At 42.7% G+C, this 19,094-nt stretch carries 15 protein-coding genes; 11 read left to right on the top strand and 4 right to left on the bottom strand.

Features of this window, described 5'->3' with window-relative positions:
• From ACQKMP_RS07630 to ACQKMP_RS07620, 3 genes are all read left to right on the top strand, one after another.
• Window positions 1-231, top strand: coding sequence for a hypothetical protein (locus ACQKMP_RS07630; protein ID WP_379422882.1), 231 nt, complete (start codon window positions 1-3; stop codon window positions 229-231).
• Between the two features lie 302 nt (window positions 232-533).
• Window positions 534-1,307 (top strand): SDR family NAD(P)-dependent oxidoreductase, encoded by a 774-nt coding sequence (locus tag ACQKMP_RS07625; RefSeq protein ID WP_042185818.1) that lies wholly within the window; start codon window positions 534-536, stop codon window positions 1,305-1,307.
• Window positions 1,308-1,774: 467 nt separating this feature from the next.
• Window positions 1,775-2,134, top strand: coding sequence for a hypothetical protein (locus ACQKMP_RS07620; RefSeq protein WP_042185820.1), 360 nt, complete (start codon window positions 1,775-1,777; stop codon window positions 2,132-2,134).
• Between the two features lie 64 nt (window positions 2,135-2,198).
• On the opposite strand, the gene nrdF is transcribed toward ACQKMP_RS07620, so the two are convergent.
• The 3 genes from nrdF to nrdI are packed head-to-tail and all read right to left on the bottom strand — an operon-like array spanning window position 2,199 to window position 5,628.
• On the bottom strand, window positions 2,199-3,158 hold the full coding sequence (gene nrdF, locus ACQKMP_RS07615; RefSeq protein ID WP_042185822.1) for a class 1b ribonucleoside-diphosphate reductase subunit beta: 960 nt from the start codon (window positions 3,156-3,158) through the stop codon (window positions 2,199-2,201).
• Between the two features lie 39 nt (window positions 3,159-3,197).
• The gene (gene nrdE, locus ACQKMP_RS07610) at window positions 3,198-5,282 is read right to left on the bottom strand and encodes a class 1b ribonucleoside-diphosphate reductase subunit alpha (RefSeq protein ID WP_427469106.1); all 2,085 of its coding nucleotides are present in this window, start codon (window positions 5,280-5,282) and stop codon (window positions 3,198-3,200) included.
• The gene (gene nrdI, locus ACQKMP_RS07605; RefSeq protein ID WP_042185827.1) at window positions 5,269-5,628 is read right to left on the bottom strand and encodes a class Ib ribonucleoside-diphosphate reductase assembly flavoprotein NrdI; all 360 of its coding nucleotides are present in this window, start codon (window positions 5,626-5,628) and stop codon (window positions 5,269-5,271) included. The genes nrdE and nrdI overlap by 14 nt, the downstream gene beginning before the upstream one ends.
• 481 nt (window positions 5,629-6,109) lie before the next feature.
• Between nrdI and sigK the strand changes: the two genes are divergently transcribed.
• On the top strand, window positions 6,110-6,811 hold the full coding sequence (gene sigK / locus ACQKMP_RS07600; RefSeq protein ID WP_042125228.1) for an RNA polymerase sporulation sigma factor SigK: 702 nt from the start codon (window positions 6,110-6,112) through the stop codon (window positions 6,809-6,811).
• Between the two features lie 1,056 nt (window positions 6,812-7,867).
• Here sigK and ACQKMP_RS07595 read toward each other — a convergent pair.
• Window positions 7,868-8,233: a winged helix-turn-helix transcriptional regulator gene (locus ACQKMP_RS07595; protein ID WP_379423554.1), complete on the bottom strand. Its 366-nt coding sequence runs from the start codon at window positions 8,231-8,233 to the stop codon at window positions 7,868-7,870.
• Window positions 8,234-8,363: 130 nt separating this feature from the next.
• Between ACQKMP_RS07595 and ACQKMP_RS07590 the strand changes: the two genes are divergently transcribed.
• The 7 genes from ACQKMP_RS07590 (at window position 8,364) to ACQKMP_RS07560 (ending at window position 18,913) form a co-directional block, all read left to right on the top strand.
• Entirely contained in the window at window positions 8,364-9,086 is a 723-nt protein-coding gene (locus tag ACQKMP_RS07590; protein WP_379422876.1) for an NADPH-dependent F420 reductase, read from the top strand.
• A gap of 251 nt (window positions 9,087-9,337) precedes the next feature.
• Window positions 9,338-10,306 carry a LacI family DNA-binding transcriptional regulator gene (locus ACQKMP_RS07585; protein WP_427469105.1) on the top strand — a complete coding sequence of 323 codons (969 nt, stop codon included), beginning with the start codon at window positions 9,338-9,340 and terminating at the stop codon, window positions 10,304-10,306.
• Window positions 10,307-10,529: 223 nt separating this feature from the next.
• Window positions 10,530-11,498, top strand: a complete 969-nt coding sequence (locus ACQKMP_RS07580; RefSeq protein WP_379422872.1) for an ABC transporter permease — start codon at window positions 10,530-10,532, stop codon at window positions 11,496-11,498.
• Between the two features lie 13 nt (window positions 11,499-11,511).
• Window positions 11,512-12,408 carry a carbohydrate ABC transporter permease gene (locus ACQKMP_RS07575; RefSeq protein WP_379422870.1) on the top strand — a complete coding sequence of 299 codons (897 nt, stop codon included), beginning with the start codon at window positions 11,512-11,514 and terminating at the stop codon, window positions 12,406-12,408.
• A gap of 106 nt (window positions 12,409-12,514) precedes the next feature.
• Window positions 12,515-14,140 (top strand): ABC transporter substrate-binding protein, encoded by a 1,626-nt coding sequence (locus ACQKMP_RS07570; protein ID WP_379422868.1) that lies wholly within the window; start codon window positions 12,515-12,517, stop codon window positions 14,138-14,140.
• A 28-nt stretch (window positions 14,141-14,168) separates the two neighbouring features.
• The gene (locus tag ACQKMP_RS07565) at window positions 14,169-16,619 is read left to right on the top strand and encodes a PfkB family carbohydrate kinase (protein WP_427469104.1); all 2,451 of its coding nucleotides are present in this window, start codon (window positions 14,169-14,171) and stop codon (window positions 16,617-16,619) included.
• 14 nt (window positions 16,620-16,633) lie between these two features.
• The gene (locus ACQKMP_RS07560; RefSeq protein WP_427469103.1) at window positions 16,634-18,913 is read left to right on the top strand and encodes a GH32 C-terminal domain-containing protein; all 2,280 of its coding nucleotides are present in this window, start codon (window positions 16,634-16,636) and stop codon (window positions 18,911-18,913) included.
• Window positions 18,914-19,094: the final 181 nt, after the last annotated feature.

Below are 19,094 nucleotides of genomic sequence, written 5' to 3'. Positions count from 1 at the left end.
ATGGTGTTATTGTTTTTTTTGGCGCTTGCTTTAGGTTGTATGGCACTTGATTTGCCTAAATTAATGCGAAAGCGCCGAGTACGTGATCTTAGCGTATATTTTATATTTTGGATTTTGGGACTTGGCGCGACCGTATGTGCGTTGTTAAAATTGAACATTCCGAGTCCTCTGTTTCTGATTATTCTTATCTATAAGCCAATAAATAATTTATTTGGAGTGTGGTTTCATTAACAACGACGGATTTACAAATTATCAAACCCCTTAGAATAAGCATCGGATAAAACTTCTGGTTTATCTGATGAAATTCTAAGGGGTATTTTTTTATGACGATCAAAACCAAATTCTCAATTGTTGTAAAAACAGATTAAAATATTCATTGCTATATACAATTAAATACAATAAAGTTGTCATATAGAGGATAATTTTGTCGATTTTTCTGCAAAAATGTTCCAATCCATATTGCATCAGGCGATATTAGGGTCTATGAGGTTCGAATCCTCCTCCTGAAAAAGACATAAGAAAGTGGTGCGCATATGAGTAGCAACAGATTTGAGAACAAAGTAGTTATTATTACAGGTGCAGGTACCGGAATCGGAAAAGCTACAGCCTTAAGAGTAGCAAGAGAGGGCGGTATTGTAGTAGTTGCCAATCGATCAGATGCCGGCGCTAACACAGTTGAGGAAATTAAGGCTCTAGGTGGGGAAGCGATGTTTGTTCGGTCAGATGTTTCTCTCGAAGCAGACTGCAAAAATATCGTAGATCAAACATTAGCGGCTTATGGAAAAATTGATTGCCTATATAATAACTCAGCAATTACAGGAGACAATACGGATGTTATAGACTATGATCCGTTGTTGTTTCAAAAAGTGATTCAGACAAATCTCACTAGCCAATTCTACATGTTGCATTATACATTACCTCATATGAAATCTGGAGCTTCCGTTCTAAACTGCTCCTCTTTGCATGGTATTTTTATCGGGATGGCCAATGATGCAGCTTATTCAGCAAGTAAACATGCTATTGTGGGGATGACTAAATCGGTTGCCAAAGAAGTGGGTCACCGTAACATTAGAGTAAATGCCCTTTGCCCAGGACCTATCCCTACACCAACCATGAACAGATATGAAAAGCTGTTGTCTGATGATGTAGAGATGCTTCAATCTCTTATCGCTTCTGGAACGGCTCTGGGTAGATACGGTACGCCTGAGGAAGTAGCTGCGTTTGCATGCTTCCTACTAAGTGATGAGGCTTCGTTTATTACAGGTACAGCACATGTGATTGACGGGGGCTATTCCGCAACAAAGTAATCACGGATTGATTTACTTATATAACAACTAATATATATTATTAAAGGCTTTGCGGCGTATTCTGATTCCAAAAACCTGAAGGATGACTGGATTGGAATCGGAAGTCGCACGCAGAGCCTTTTTTAGTTGTCTAAAAAAATAGATTCTTCGTATGTTGGCAAAATGAATGGCTGCAAGAGACAGTAGATACACAAAAATGAATGAATTAAGGAAAATATGACCATGGATATGTTGGAATTTGTAGAAATTTGTATTTTAATATAAATAAAAAAAGAAATTTGTCGATAATAATATAGGTAATATGTATTAGTTAATATTCTAGAAAGGGTGTTGTTATAAAAACGATACAGGAAGTAGATGTCGTCGCCCTGAAAAAGCATGGGGCGGGTATTTTTTGTCTGTGAAGCTACATACATTTCATCTCTATTATTAAAAAAATAACGTTAAAACTTGGAGGAAAAATAATTATGTCATACACAATTAAGTACAACCAAAATGAGAACCATATCGATGTAGTATCTATTGATTTTTCAGCTGAAGATGTTCCAGGATACCTGAAAGATTTTGAAAATATCATGAAGCTTGTTAAACCTAAATTTACAGGAACAACTGATGTAACTGATTCTAAAAGTGTACTTACTCCTGAGGTTGCAGCTATGCTAGCCCCTACAGGTGCTATGGCGAGTGAAGCTGGTCAAGCAGGATGGGCTTATGTAACTAAAAACCCAATTTGGAAGATGCAATTGAAACGTATTTTTGGTAGAGATTTTGCAGATGCTTACGATACCTACGAAGAAGCTAGAACATACCTGAAAAGCTTGCAATAATCTAATCTTACAGTTAGCAAAAAGTGCGGAGAATTTTCTCCGCACTTTTTTGCTTTATCTATATTTAAAATTGAAAATCTTCATCTTTCAGCGGTTCCACGTTAAGCGCCCGGACGTATCCGTTACCTTTTTTCGAGAAGAAATCATGCTGCTTGGTGTGGGTACTGATGCCATTCTGAACAATCGGGTTGATCTCTTCCTCGTCGAATAGCGGATCATGCCCCAGATTCATCATGGCTTTGTTAGCATTGTATCTAAGGAAGGTCTTGACCTCGTCCACCAGTCCGATGGGAGCGTAGATCTGCTCGGTATAACGTTCTTCATTCTCATGTAGCAGTCTAAGGAGGTCTACCAGCTTCTGGTGTAGCTCACGCTGCTCGTCATCTGGTAGCCCGTCAAAGATCTCCTGCGCCAGCACACCGACATATACGCCATGGATGCTCTCATCCCGCAGAATAAGGTCGATGATCTCACCGCTGCATGTCATTTTGCCTTGGCCAGCTAGATAAAGCGGGTAGAAGAAGCCACTGTAGAACAAGTAGCTCTCGAGCAGCACTGAGGCTGCCATGGCAAGGTACAGATCTTTGGGTGAATCTATTTTTTTGTAATATTGTGATATGGTCTCTGCCTTGAACTGCAGATAAGGGTTCTCTTCAACCCAGCGGAACACACTGTCAATCTCCTCTGTGGAGGACAAAGTGGTGAAAATGCTACTGTACGATTTGGCGTGAATCTGTTCCATCATGCCCATAAAGCCAAGCACAGCCTTGCGCTGAAGACCTTCGACATGCTCCATAATCTGCGGCATACCTACTCCGCCTTGAATCGTATCCAGCAGTGTGAGTCCGCCGAGTACCTTCATATAGGAGTCCTTTTCTTGCTCACTGAGCGTGAGCCAGGACATTTTATCATCGGATAATGGGATTTCATCGTCCGTCCAGAATTGCATAATGTTCTGATTCCAGAACATCAATGAGAAATCGTCGTCGGGACGGTTCCAGTTAACGGCTTGGATAGCGGTCATAATATGGCAATCTCCTTTTCTGCGGCTATAGCCTTCCAGTTAGATCGAGCAGGTGAGGCATTCCTCGACGGACAGCTTTTTGGTCCGGGTGTAATACAGCGACTTCAAGCCTTTATGCGCCGCATACAGGTAGGAGCGGGCCAGTTCTCTGGTGGAAACATCACTGTTAACATGCAGAACGGTCGAGATGCCCTGGTCGATATGGGGCTGAATTTCCGCGATCAAATCGATCACCTTGAACTGATCCATTTGGTAAGCCGATTTATAGAAAAATACATTGTCTGGACGCAGGTACGGCATCGGATAGTAAGTCGTCGAATTAGCATAAGTCCGTGTCTCAATCTGCTCTACAATAGGCATAACGCTTGAAGTAGCATTTTGAATATAGGAAATGCTGGCTGTTGGCGCAATTGCTAAACGGTAAGCATGGTACAAGCCATTTGCTTTTACTGCATCCCGCAGTTGTTCCCAGTCCGCAGGGGATGGGATGAAAATATCTCCGAACAGCTCTTGTACCCTTGGCGTTACAGGGCGGTAATCCGTAGTCAGGTAACGCTCAAAATAAGCTCCTGTAGCATAATCAGAAGCCTCAAAACCATGGAAAGACCGGCCGGTTGCAGCAGCGATCTCCATGCTTTTCTCCAGTGAATGGTAGTTCATGGTCATGAAGAAGGTCCGGGCAAAATCGCGAGCCTGTTCGCTTTCATAAGCGATCTTGTTCTTGGCCAGATAGCCGTGCAGATTCATGACGCCGAGACCGACGGAGTGCATCTCTTTGTTAGCTTTGGCTACGCCTGGGGCATTAGAGATGCTGGTCATATCGCTGACTGCAGTCAAGGCGATCATGCCTTCATGTACCGATTCACGGATTTTGCCATGCTCCATCACGTTGACAATGTTCAAGGAAGCCAGATTGCAGCTTACATCACGGCGAATGGTATCTTCCTGTCCGTAGTCAGCAATTTCTGAGGTCTCCTGCAGCTGGAAGATTTCTGTGCAGAGGTTGGACATTTTGATCTGTCCGACATTTTTCAGGGCATGGGCCGCATTAGCGTTGCTCTTGTTCATAATATATGGATAGCCAGATTCCAGCTGGATCATGGCGATTTTGGTCAGCATATCCCGTGCGCTCATGGCCTTTCTCTTTTTGACACGTGGATCGGCTAGCAGCTTATCGTACATATCATCCAAATCCATGTCATCAAGATGCGTGCCATAAGCCTTGTACACACTGTAAGGGGCAAATACATGGAGCGGTTCATTGTCCTTCGCCAGCTTATAGAAGTGATTCGGAATGATCAGGCCGATGGACAGGGTTTTGAGTCTTGTTTTTTCGTCGGCGTTGATCTTCTTACTGTCGAGAAATTCAAGAACATCCCATCCAAAAATATTGTAGTAGGCGGCTCCAGAACCTTTACGTTGACCCATCTGGTCAGCATAGGAGAAGCCGTCCTCCATCAGCTTGAGCACAGGTATAATGCCCTTAGCCGCATCCTCGACACCTTTGATTGTCTCACCGCGGGAACGAAGCTTGGACAGGTTGACAGCCACGCCACCGCCGATCTTCGAGAGCTGCATGCAGGTATTGAGCACATAGTTGATCGAATTAAGCGAGTCGTCCATTTCGATAAGGAAGCAGGAGACAAGCTCACCGCGACGACTCTTGCCGGCGTTTAAGAAGGTTGGGGTCGCTGGCTGCAGACGCTGCTCCATCATCGAACGGGCAAGCATGCCAGCAGTAGCGGCGTTCCCGCGCCCTAGGTGAAGGGCAACTGCCGCCACACGGTCCGGATAATGCTCCAGATATTGCTTGCGGTCATTGCTTTTTACAGCGTAATCCGTATAGAACTTCGAAGCAGCCATATAGGATGGAAAGCTGAAGTTGTAGAAATGGGTAATTTGGTAGACATCTTCAATCTCAGCCAAGCTGTACTGTTCGTAAAAATTTTCGTAGAAATCCTGTTCAATCATATAATCAACCTTGGCTTTTGTATTCTCAAAAACCAAGCTCCGCCGTTCTACATCCCGCATAAATTCGGCTACTGCCTCAAGGTCTTTATCCAATTGAAAGAAACCACTTTCGTCTCTCTTCATCAACATGTTGTTTAGTTCAATATGCCGCAACTCGGCTCACCTCCTGTTTAATTCGTTCCACATCACCAAATGTGCCCGACAGCTCAAATTTACCGATAACTGGTACATTGTACCGATCTGCAATCAAGTCTGCGCTATGCGCGAACAGCTCGCCCCAGTTCTTGTTGCCGCTGGCGGCGATGCCTTTCAAATTGGAATAATTGTTCTTCAAGAAAGTAGACACCTTCTCTGGAATCTGTCCAAAGCCGGTGGTATATGTAATAAGCACATAGGGCTCGTCAATGGTCATATGCTCTTCAATCTGCACTGCTGGCAGCTTAAGCTTACCAATGAAGCGTTTGACGTTTCCGGTTTTTGAATCGTATGCGACTAGCATGGAGTCTCTCCCCCTGTATATATTACTGTAAAGATTGAATAGATAAGCTATAAATACTGGAAAATCATATGCATACTATATTTAGTGTGCGTTGTTTATTTTAATCACTATATGTTGAAAAGTCAACATGAAAAGTGCTTCCTAACTAGTTGGAAACTGGTCTAGTAAACGCTCTATTAAAGTGTTGATATCCCGAAAATACGCAGGCTGGAGCGGTTTGCTAAGGCAGCTGTACTGTTTTTCGTTCTGGATCTTGCTGCATCATTTTTATCATGACTAATTAGCGTCGCTCCGTTGAGCAGAACTGGGAGCAGATGGATGAGATCATTAATGAAGCTAAAGCGGTGAGACTAATAAAGGGTTTGTACAATTTCCCCCGTACATGCACTTCTAGGCATCTACCTACATACAATAAGATGACCATGAACCCGTAAGTCTAACAGATCGGTTTCATTGTACAAGTGCGGGAGGTGTCGCCAAGTTGCCTGGATTCTTAAGTACGATCGCGTTGCTAATCAAAGAACTGACGTTGCTGGTATCCTACGTAAGGAACAACGCATTTCCACAGCCGCTCTCGGAGCAGGAGGAAAGCAAATACTTAGGCATGATGGCTGAAGGGGATGCTAAAGCCCGAAATTTGCTTATCGAGCACAATTTGAGACTTGTCGCCCATATAGTAAAAAAATTCGATAATACTGGGGAAGACATGGAGGATCTCATCTCCATCGGCACGATCGGCCTGATTAAGGCTATCGAGAGCTACCGTCCGAACAAAGGGACAAAGCTGGCCACTTTTGCTGCACGTTGTATTGAAAACGAAATCCTGATGCACCTAAGATCCTTGAAGAAAACGCGGAAAGACGTATCTCTGCACGATCCGATTGGGACAGACAAGGAAGGTAATGAAATCACGCTAATCGATATCCTTGGTTCTGAAGCTGATGATGTCATTAAAGAGGTCGATCTGAAGATCGAGAAGAGCAAGATTTATCGTAATCTTGATATTCTGGATGACCGAGAGAAAGAAGTTGTGGTGGGTAGGTTTGGGCTGGATACAGGTGGAGAAGAGAGGACGCAGCGGGAGATTGCCAAGGAGCTTGGGATTTCGCGGAGTTATGTTTCAAGGATAGAGAAAAGGGCGCTGATGAAGCTGTATCATGAGTTTTATAAGGCGAAGCGGTAAATTCAAGATAGAGTAAATTAATTTAGATCGGCAGAAGCTTGATGGTGTATAAGCGACTTTTCTACGGAAAAGTTGCTTTTTCATTATCATGTTGGGAAAGTTACTTAAATAGTACATAAGAACAAGAAGTTTAATAACTTTCTAGCTATTAGAGGAGTGCTACAATGAGATACTAAGAAATTTATGATCTCCATGTTCAACTGTTACATGTATATGAAAAAAATGAGAAATATCAAGGTCCATATCAGACACAAATAAATTATTGCAAGAGACAATTTTTTATAGCCGAAGATATAGTTCAACGTATTTTTGTTTTAAATCAGCTATTTAAAATCCATGGAAAAAGTAGAAAAATAAAGATAAAGTGGTGTTCAGAAGAATACTTTAAATGATGTCTGGATTTGCTATGAGAAAGATAAGGCTATGAAAATTCTCATCAAAAACCATTAAAGAGAAGTTGGGGGTTGGCCCCAATGTTTACAATTTTGCTAAAGAAATAGATTCAATTCATAAAGCCGTTAACAAAAAAATGATCCATCTGAACCTAAACAAATCTTTATAGATCATTTGAAAAATCGAATAAAGTCAAATCTGAAATAAGTCTTGAATTAGAAGATTGAATATGAATAAGTAAGCTATCGCCTTTTTCGAAATAGAGAGGGTGGTTAACATGTTAAAAATATTTAATACACCCAATTGGCTTTATAAATGCGACAAGCGATGGCTAGATTACTGGTTATGAAATACAACTGCGTATTCCTTAATACAGAGGAATCCCTGTGTGAGGTGAATTATATTGACTATGTGATGCAATTGTTCTCAGTGAGAGTTAGTTTAATAAGGATTTATACCCGCTTTACTCAAAATATTTATTTGAAAGATATTGTTTTTTATACAGCTAATAAATGCTTATTCCATCACGCTTATGATTGAAATGCCAACATGTTGGAAAAATATATACGTAAAAGAGTCGAATTCTTTGCTTATAAGAATTCGACTCTTTTACGTTACATCAGAAATTTTATGGATACAAGGTCTGCAGTTTATTCAGGCTTATTATTCTATTTTTTCTCCGTATTTATTCCCTAAATCCCCCATCAAATCAAGTATGGGAATAAATTCCTTTCCTTTTGGTGTTAATGAATATTCGACGCGTGGAGGTACCTCTGGAAACACATTACGTTCAATTAAACCATCAGCTTCTAGCTCTCGAAGTTGTTTTGTAAGTGAGCCTTGTGAAATATCCCATAAAAAAGCTTTAATTTCATTGTAACGATATTCTTTTGATTTTAGAAACCAAAGGATGAGACATTTCCAACGACCCGATAGAATACTTTGAGTATAAGAAATTCCGTAGACTTCTCTATTTTCTTTAATAAAATCCTTTTCAAATTCATAGCCATCCTTACAAATTCTAGCCATCATATCACCTTTATGTTCTCTATAGTACGAAAAAGTGTACTACAGCAATTTTTATTGCCTACTTCAAAAATTAGAGTATTGAGCTTAGTATATGATCTATATTTTAAAAACACAATCTGGAGGAATAATAATGAGATTTGGAATTATAGGTGCAGGACCAATAGGGACAACGATAGCTAATAAACTATTTATGAATAGACATAACGTCAAAATTGCAGATGCTCGAGGAATTGAACGTTTAGAAGGAAAAGAGATTGCTGGAACACCTGTGAGTGTAGAAGATGTAATTAAAAATATTGATGTTCTGATCGTATCTATCCCTTTTCATGCAATGCCAAGCATTCGTAGTATTGTAGATAAAGCTGGTAAGGAAGTAATTGTTGTAGACACTTCAAATTATTATCCTTTTAGGGACAATAAAGTTGAAGAAATTGAGGCCGGGAAGGTTGAAAGTGTGTGGGTTGAAAATCAATTAGGTAGACCTATTATCAAAGCTTTCAATAATCAATTAGCTTATACTCTTGAGAATAAAGGAACCCTCGAAGGTAATAGTGATCGCATTGCCATGGCGATTGCTGGTAATGATCTATCACAAAAACAAATCATTATGGATGTAGTAAACGAGCTAGGCTTCGACCCAATAGATAGTGGTTCTTTAAGTGATTCGTGGAGACAACAGCCAGGAACTCCTGCATACTGTACAGAACTAACAAAAGAGGAGCTAACAGAAGCTTTGAAAAGGGCAAACAAAGAGAAATCCCCGTTCCTACGGGATAAAGTATTAGGAAATTTTTCAACTGAATTTACACATGAAGATATTGTGAAGCTAAACAGAGAAACATATAACTCCTAATTCAGGGGGCATTTCGAACTAGCAAAGAGCAATATACATTGATTTTTTCACTAATGAGACAGGATAGCTTAATAGAGCCAGTAGTACGGTAGCTGTCCATATATTGAAGGGATAAATGAGAATGTTTTTTAGGGATATCCTCCCTCCAAATAGTTGGTTTGACATCAAGTTGGAAACGTTTCAAAAAAAGATATTGAAACGTTTCCAACTTGGTGCTATTATAATTTTTATAGAGAGTTCGGGGGTGTTAAATGACAAGCATTAAAGATGTAGCTAACTTAGCGGGCGTTGCTGTTGGAACCGTGTCCAGAGTCATTAACAACTCTGGGGCTGTAAAACCCAAGACACGCATAAAAGTGGAGGAAGCCATACAAGAACTGAATTATTTTCCTAATGAAGTGGCCCGGAATTTTAAGATGCAAAAATCCAAGATGGTAGCTCTGCTGCTCCCAAGCATTTGGAATCCATTCTTTTCTGAGCTTGCATACTACATTGAGGATGAACTGGACCGCGAGGGCTTTAAGCTTATGTTATGCAATAGCGGTGGGAAACCCGAAAAGGAGTTATATTATCTCGAAATGCTCCGTCAGAACAAAGTGGCTGGTATTGTTGGCATCACTTACAACGATATCGAGAACAATGTGAGCAATGATATTCCGATTGTAAGCATCGATAGACACTTTAACAAGAAGATTACCTGTGTAACTTCAGATAATTATGAGGGCGGACGTATCGCTTTAAGGGAGCTTGTGAAAGCTGGGGCTAGGAAACCGGCTTTTATGGGAAGCGTCACTTCGGTTTTCAGCGAAACCATGAACCGGAGACAAGGATTCATTCATGAAGCGGAATCTTTAGGAATCGATTATGTGATCTACGAGAAACCTGATCCCATTGTGGATGACAGTGCTTATATTAACGAGTTTCTCAACGAGCATAAAGATGTAGATGGTGTCTTTGCTATTACTGATATGTTGGCTGCCAACTACATAGACAAAGCACGCAGGCTGGGCATTCGTATTCCAGAAGATGTTAAGGTCATCGGTTATGACGGCATACAGGATAATCCTTATTTTCATCCTATCTTATCAACGATCAGGCAGCCGGTGGAAGAGATGGCACGCATGTCAATCAAACTACTCTATGACAAGATTGATGGCGTAGCTTTAGATAAGCAAGTGTATCGTATTCCTGTTATATTCAAGCAAGGTGAAACTACCTGATCCCATTTGGATCGAAAAACTTCAGAGCATCCTGTGTAAGAAATCTATTAACTGATGTTTTTCTTTATAAAATTGGAAACGTTTCAAAAATAATTAGGAATGCATAGCTCTTATATAATATTTGTTAAAACATCAGCAAATTAGGATGTTTATTGGTATAGATCGACTCACTAAGGTTATCCACAACCTAAATTGGAAACGTTTCAAAAAAGGATGCTTTTATATGAAAGGGAGATTAAGCGTGAATTCAACTACTAGCGGGGCAAATCGTTCCATGATCAAGCCAAAACGTAAATCCTGGAGCAGGTTTAAGCGCGACTATGAACTGTACCTATTTTTACTACCGATTATTATTCTGTATCTCGTATTTAAGTATTACCCGATGTATGGAGTGCAGATTGCATTTAAGGATTTTTCGCCAAGTCAGGGCATTTGGGGAAGTGAATGGGTAGGCTTCCAGCACTTTATAGACTTTTTCAATACCTATAACTTTTGGGCAATTATCAAGAACACGCTCTCACTCAGTTTCCTTTCATTGTTGTTTGGCTTCCCGGCTCCAATCATCATTGCTATTATGCTAAATCAGATGATGGGGAAAAAATACAAGAAATTTGTTCAGACAGTAATCTATGCACCACATTTTATATCAACCGTTGTGCTAATCGGCATGCTTAATGTTTTTCTGTCTCCAAATAGCGGAATTGTAAATCACGTCATCACCTTGTTCGGAGGAAATCCCATTCTGTTTATGGCCGATTCAGGCTGGTTCCGACCTTTGTATATACTGTCAGGCATCTGGCAGGAAACAGGCTTCGCCACCATTATCTACCTTGCTGCTCTTGCAGGTGTCAATCCCGAACTTCATGAAGCTGCAATTATGGATGGAGCCAGTAAATGGAAGCGTGTATGGTATGTGGATATTCCAAGCATTTTACCGACGATCGTTATCCTGCTGATCCTAGCTCTCGGCAACATTATGAGCATTGGTTTTGAAAAGGCATTCCTAATGCAGAGTGATTTAAATTATGCCACCTCCAATATTATCCCGACTTATGTATATGAAATGGGGATTCAGAAGGCTCAATATAGCTTTTCTACGGCAGTCGGTCTGTTCAATTCACTAATCAATATTATCCTAATTTTCACTGTTAACCGGATCGCCAAAAAGATGACAGAAACTAGTCTGTGGTAAGGAGGAGCTTATTGTGAACCAATTAACGAAGCGAAAGAGCAGTGGGGATGTATGGTTTGACATAATCAACTACTTTTTGTTGACCATCATTATGCTGCTTGTATTATATCCCTTGTATTTTGTTCTGGTAGCATCATTCAGTGACCCCAATTATATCTACTCAGGTGAGGTCTGGCTGTTTCCGAAAGGCTTTACTCTGGATGGTTATGAGCGAATATTTGCTGATTCCTCCATATGGATCGGATATGGAAATTCAATTCTTTATGCGACTTTCGGGACATTAATCGGAGTAGCCGTGACTGTGTTTGCGGCTTACCCGTTAGCCCGCAGAGATTTGGCCGGGAAGTCTGTGATTATGTGGTTTTTACTAGTCACTATGTTTTTTAGCGGTGGGCTGATTCCAACCTATTTGCTGATCAAGGATCTTCACCTGCTGAATACGATGTGGGCATTAGTCATTCCAGGGGCAGGTGGTGTATTCAACGTTATCATTGTTAGAACCTTTTTTCAGTCTTCTATCCCGGATGAATTATGGGAAGCAGCATCGATTGACGGATGTTCCAACACGAGGTTCTTCTGGAGCATTGTCCTACCTTTGTCTAAGTCCATCTTGGCGGTGATGGTGCTGTATCATGTGGTCGGTTTCTGGAATGGTTTCTTCGACGCTTTGATCTACCTGAATGATGAGAGCAAGTATCCTCTACAATTGGTGCTCCGCAACATTCTTGTTCAGAATCAGGTCAGTTCGGGAATGATGATCGATGTGGAATCCTATGCAGCTAAGATGCGCGTTACAGAACTGATCAAATACGGTGTCATCATGGTATCCAGTCTGCCGCTGCTCATTTTGTATCCTTTCCTACAAAAGTACTTTGTTAAAGGTGTAATGATCGGCTCGATCAAGGGATGAGGCGGATAGGGTTTTGAAGGGGGGAATGCACAGGATCAGAGGATGACTGAGGAAAAGCAATATATGATTTTCGCTTGTGGGACAAAATAAGGGGAGGTTATGTAGAATGAAATCTTTATTTAAAGGTGCGGGAATTGTAATGTTGGCTGGAGCATTTGCAGTGAGTGGATGTTCGGGAAGTGGTAACGGATCAAATAATCAAGTTGCCAATCAGAATCAGGAAGCAACTTTTAATAAAACCGGTCTTCCGATTGTTAACGAAGCAGTGACTTTAAGAATGGTATCCCCGAAGGCTGCATTAGCACCTAAATTCTCGGAAATGGAAATTTTCAAACGTCTGGAAAAGGATACCAACGTAAAGATTAACTGGGAGAACATTCCTGACACCGATTATACAGAAAAGAAAAACCTGCTGCTCGCGAGCGGTGATTTACCTGATGCCTTTTATACAGCCGGATTCACTGATTACGAGTTAATTAATTACGGTAAAGATGGAACCATTATTCCGCTAGAAGATTTAATTGAACAGTATGCACCTAATTTGAAAGCGCTTCTCGACCGCCGGCCTGATATCAAATCCTCTATTACAGCACCGGATGGACACATTTATGGACTGCCATCTTTTGAAGAAAATAACCTAGGAACCAATCCCTTTTTCCACGTCATTAATAAAAGTTGGCTGGATAAGCTCGGGCTGAAAGTACCGCAAACACTGGATGAATACACTGAGGCCCTGCTAGCCTTTAAAACGCAAGACCCAAATGGCAATGGGAAGCAGGATGAGATCCCCCTAAGCTTCATGCACATGCAATGGTGTATGGATATTGCGGGACTATTCGGGGCTTTTGGTCTTCCAGATAATCTGGAGCACCGTGTTGTTCGTGACGGGAAGGTGATTTTTACCGCGACTCAGCCTGAATATAAAGAAGCTTTAAATTATTTCCATGAAAAATGGTATAAGCAGGGTCTGATTGATCCGGAATCCTTCACTCAGGATGCAGCACAGTATTTGGCTAAGGGTAAAACAACAGATGAGACGCTGGGATCTTACGTTTGGTGGGAAGTTGAAGAAGTTGTAGGAACCGAACGTGCCAAGGATTATGTATTGTTGTCTCCGCTCAAAGGTTCGGATGGGAATCAAACGATAGGGCGCTCTAATGGCGGTGGCCCAGGACGCGGATCTTTTGTAATCACCAAAGCGAACAGCAATCCGGAAATCACCATGCGTTGGATCGACCAACAGTTTGAACCTTATATGGCTGCTCAAATCCACTGGGGTCCGCTGGATATTGTGTACAAGAAGGATGAGACCGGAAAGTTGGTGAATTTACCACTTCCTGAAGGAGCCTCTGCAGGTGAATTCCGTCAAAAGGTTGCTCCGGGATCGGGTGCACCTGGTGTCATTACTTTCGATGAATTCGGAAAAATTGTAGATATGGAGCCTCGGGCTCAGCAGCGTGCTAACGATTTGGAGCAATATTACAATCCATATATGGAGAAGGAAAACTATCCTAGTATTTTCTTTGAACCAGAGGAATTGGATAGAATCAATAAAATTGAGCCTGAATTGATTAAGTATGTAAATACCCAAAGAGGAAAATTTATTGTTGATGGCGGTATTGATGCGGCATGGGACGGCTATCTGAAGACACTGGACAAAATGGGTCTGAAAGAACTAATGGAGATCTATCAAACTGGTCTGGATCGTTATAACGCAAATCTAAAAAAATAAATAAATAGATAATAGGTGGGGAGAAACTGTGCTTGATGTTATCGCAATAGGAGAAGTATTGATAGACTTTACGCCGGCAGGGCGTTCTACTGGGGGGAATGAACAGTTTGAATGCAACCCAGGAGGCGCTCCAGCTAATGTAGCCGCTGCGCTATCCCGGTTAGGAGCTAAATCTGCTCTTATTAGTAAGCTTGGGGAGGATCAATTCGGTTCTTTGCTTCATAGTACCTTGCAAAGTAGCGGTGTTGATGTGTCGGAAATTTCATTTACGAATGAAGCGAGTACAACGTTGGCTTTTGTTCATCTGGATGACCAGGGAGACAGATCATTCAGCTTTTTCCGAAAGCCGGGAGCAGATACCTTCCTGCACTCGAAGGATGTCCCACTTGATCGGATTGATAGCTGTAAAGTTCTACATTTTGGTTCATTGTCTATGACTCATGAGCCTGCCCGCACGGCAACAAAGACGGCAGTGCTTAAGGCCAAGGAAGCAGGAGTCTTGCTCTCATTTGATCCTAATATCCGGTTAGCATTATGGGAAAGTAAGGAGGAAGCCATACAGAATATTTTCTGGGGCATGAATTATGCCGATATCCTGAAAATATCGGAAGAGGAGCTTTCCTTTATAACTGGTACTAGCGATGTTGAAAAAGGTTCTCTGGAGATCCAGCAACAATTTGATATCACGTTAATCGTAGTCACATTAGCAGAAAAGGGTTGCTATTACCGTTTAGCTGGTCAAGATGGATATGTACCGGGGTTTAGAGTCAAGGTCATTGACACAACAGGTGCCGGCGATGCTTTTCTTGGCTGTTTATTATATAAAATCCTGGAAACCGGAAGTTCTTTGCGTGATCTTACTAATCTGCAAAACATACTAACATTTGCTAATGCCGGTGGAGCGTTAGTTACAACACGGAAAGGGGCTCTTGGGTCTATGCCTACGACAGATGAGATTAACCACATGATAGAAACCGAGTCCAAAAAACAGGTTAATGCCGATCGTTTCAGACCGGGTTTTCATTTTTCACCTCCCACGAGCTGGGCGAATGATCCGAACGGATTAGTTTATTATGAGGGAAGCTATCATCTTTTCTATCAATATCATCCTTACAGTAATAAATGGGGTCCGATGCATTGGGGCCATGCTATAAGTGAAGACCTGATTCACTGGGAGCACGCGCCGATTGCTCTATTCCCGGATGAACATGGAGCGATCTTTTCGGGATGCTGTGTAGTGGATTGGAATAACAGCAGCGGCTTATTCGAAGATTCAGATGGACTCGTCGCGATCTTTACGCATGCCGATACCCATCCGGAGACGGGGCAACCGCGCCAGCGTCAGAGCCTGGCTTACAGCAGTGATAAAGGCCAAACCTGGCAAAAGTATAACGGGAATCCGGTGCTCGCCGAGAATGATTTGATAGACTTCCGGGATCCGAAGGTGTTCTGGCATGCCCAAAGTAAGCGGTGGATTATGGCTATTGTCGCGGGAGATCATGTACGTTTCTATGCATCCGACAATTTGCGTGAATGGTCACTGACTGGTAGATTCGGCAGAGAAGAAGGCTCACATGACGGCGTTTGGGAATGTCCAGATTTGTTTCAGCTACCGGTGGATGACACCGGGCGTTCCAAATGGGTTCTTATCATCAGCATCGGTGATAATCCCAATTGTCCAGAAGGGTCGCGTACGCAATATTTCATTGGAGAGTTCGATGGAAAGACGTTCATTAATGACAATCCGGCCGAACATATCCTGTGGCTGGATTATGGTAGAGACAACTATGCGGGAGTTACCTGGTCAGATATTCCTGAACGGGATGGACGTCGCGTAATCATTGGATGGATGAGTAACTGGAAGTATGCAAATGAGACGCCTACCGGTTCCTGGAGGGGGGCTATGACCCTGCCCCGCACCTTGTCCCTGACCAGCAAGGACGGGAGTGTCGTGCTTACCCAGATGCCTGTCCGGGAAATAGAGCAGTTGCGTAAAGAATCAATGGTTTGGAATGGAATCACCGTTACTCCTGCATCACCTTTCCTACAGAAAATGAATGAGGATCTGCTGGAAATTGAAGCAGATATCGATATCCGGTCCGGTGAAGAGCTTCATATAGTGCTGAAATCCTCTGGGTTGAGTGAGCTTGTTATCGGATATGATCCTGTTCAGCAATGGCTGTTCATCGACCGTTCGAAATCAGGTGTGACTGATTTCCATCCTTCATTCGCAAGCAAGCATGGTGCAAGATTAGTCTCGAATGGCGGGAAGATCAAGCTACAAATCTGGCTGGATCGCAATGCGGTTGAAGTGTATGCAGATCATGGCTTGGTTACATTGACAGATCAAATCTTCCCTGATGCTCCAATGGATAGAGTTGAAGTAAGTACTCCATCTGGGCAAGTTGTATTGGATTCGCTGCAGATCCATACGCTTAAATCCATTCATATACCGGATGCTGTCTCAGAACAGAAATAAGGGAGGAATGATGCATGCGTCTCATAAACAGCGAACAAGGACTGATGATGCACTGGGACTTTGATGAAGGCACCGGAGCAAGTGTTCTGGAGAGTGTATCCAAGATCCGTGATGATATTGAGTCAGTATTTAATCAAGCGGAATTTACCGAACGGATGGGTCCGCAGTGGAGAGAAGGCGTATTGGGGAGAGGACTTCTGTTCGATGGTTACTCTACTTCTATTACCCATTCGTTTAAAGAAGAAGACACAAACTGTGATCAAAAATTCTTGTCAGCACTAAGTATTGGGGTATGGGTGGCACCGCGTTCCTATGACTTAGGTCATGAAGGTAAGCTGACTGCTATTGTAAACCGTCACAATATGGACCGCAAGCAGGGTTATCTGCTAGGTATGTTCCGGCACGGCTCTTGGTCCTTCCAGATTGGGCTAGAAGGAGGAACCTGGCAGGAGCTTTGGTCTCCTGAAGGCTATGAATTGCCCAAGAATGAATGGTCATACGTGAACGCTGTATTTGATGGAACCCAAGGGAAAATTAAACTGTTTCTCAACGGCACTGAAATCGCCTCGACTGACGTGCCGAGCGGTTCCCGTCTTGCTGAGGCAGCAGAGACGGATCTACTCATTGGCAAGAATAATCACAGTAGCTTGCTGATCGAAGTGTTCAGCCTTCAGATGTTCAGTGGGATTATTGATGATCTGAAGATTTATAACCGGGCCTTAAGTGCAGAGGAAGTAGCCGCTTCTTATCAGCATGTGCTAGATTCTACGCACGGAGGCGTCAAGCCACAACTGCATGTTGACGAAATCAAGCTGGACCGGACACCTCTGCTGAGAGATCGACACAGACCGCAGTACCATGTTACTCCACCCGCACATTGGATGAATGAACCTCATGCGCCGATCTATTTTGAGGGCCAGTATCATCTGTTCTACCAGCATAACCCGTTAGGACCATTCTTTTATCATATTCATTGGGGCCATTGGGTGAGTGAGGATTTGGTCCATTGGCGTGATCTTCCCGTAGCCCTGGCACCTGAAAAGGATCAGCTGGCACCGGACGGAATCTGGTCGGGAAGCGCTACTTATGATGCAGACGGATTGCCTGTCTTATTCTTTACAGCGGGAAATGACAGTGCTTCACCAAATCAGAGTGTTGCTCTTGCCCGGAGCACTTATTCTCAGGATAAAGACCCGGATCTGATTCAGTGGGTCAAACATCCGGAGCCGCTCATTGTACAGAAGAAGGGCATGGGTGCATTCGGAGATTTTCGTGATCCTTTTGTCTGGAAGGAAGGTGACAGTTGGTTTGCACTGGTCGGTTCGGGGATCGAAGGTGAAGGTGGAGCAGCGCTAGGGTTTGCGTCACCCGATATGCTGAACTGGACGTATAAAGGGCCATTCTTTCAAGCGGATATTCAAAAGTTCCCTTATCTTGGACCTATTTGGGAGCTTCCTGTGCTTCTCCCTCTGGGAACAGACAAAGCGGGCCAACATAAACATCTCCTATTGGTTAGTCCAGTAGGAAAGGGAGCAGATGTCGAGGTATTCTATTGGATTGGGCAGCTCGATAAACTCAATCTTTCATTTATTCCAGATCAAGAGGAGCCGGAACTGATTGACGTAGGTGATTTCCATTTTACCGGCCCGAGTGGAATGGTAGATCCGAAGACTGGACGAAAGATCATATTTACCATAGCTCAAGGCGACCGGACGGCTGAACTCGAATATCAATCGGGTTGGGCTCATAATGGTGGTTTGCCTCTAAGTGTCTATCAGAGGGAAGACGGACGACTGGGAATTGAGCCGATTCAGGAACTTCAGTCCCTGCGAGGTACGAAACTGCTGTCGATTCGGGATAAGTCTTTGGCTGAAGCTAATCTGTCACTAAGTGATATCCAAGGGGACATGCTTGAGATTCAAGTGGAACTAGAACCCTGCAATGCTACACAACTAGGAATCAAAGTTCGGTGTACACCGGATAGAGAAGAAGAAACACTTCTTTATTATGATTTTAATGAAGCCAATCTCTTAGTAGACCGTACGAAAACGACACTGCACCCTGGTGAAAAGTGTAGCGGAATTCAAGGTGGTAAGCTGGAGCTGCAAGGGGAGAATCTGAAGCTGCACATCTATTTAGACCGCTCCATGGTCGAGGCCTATGCCAACGGGTTGAAAAGCCTGACGACCCGGGTGTATCCAAGCCGTAAGGATGCTTTGGGGTTAGAGATATGGGGAGATGGAGAACCCTTTGTCAAAAATTTAGAAATATGGGAGATGCAATCCATATGGTAACAGAAGCGCCTTGGCGCTTCTTGTCATTTGGCTCAAAGAATGAATGATTAATAAGATTTGCAATCCTCTGACTGAAAGCGCTTTAATTAATTCCTCTCCCTTCATCATCATTGACTATTCATCCTTGCACAAGGGACATCGCGAAATAGGTATCGAAGCGGCATGAATAAAAAATTATGAA

It is taken from the genome of Paenibacillus sp. NPDC101420 (assembly GCF_050277435.1).
Classification (GTDB): Bacteria; Bacillota; Bacilli; order Paenibacillales; family Paenibacillaceae; genus Paenibacillus_AQ.
This window is presented reverse-complemented; position numbering and strand designations above follow the sequence as displayed.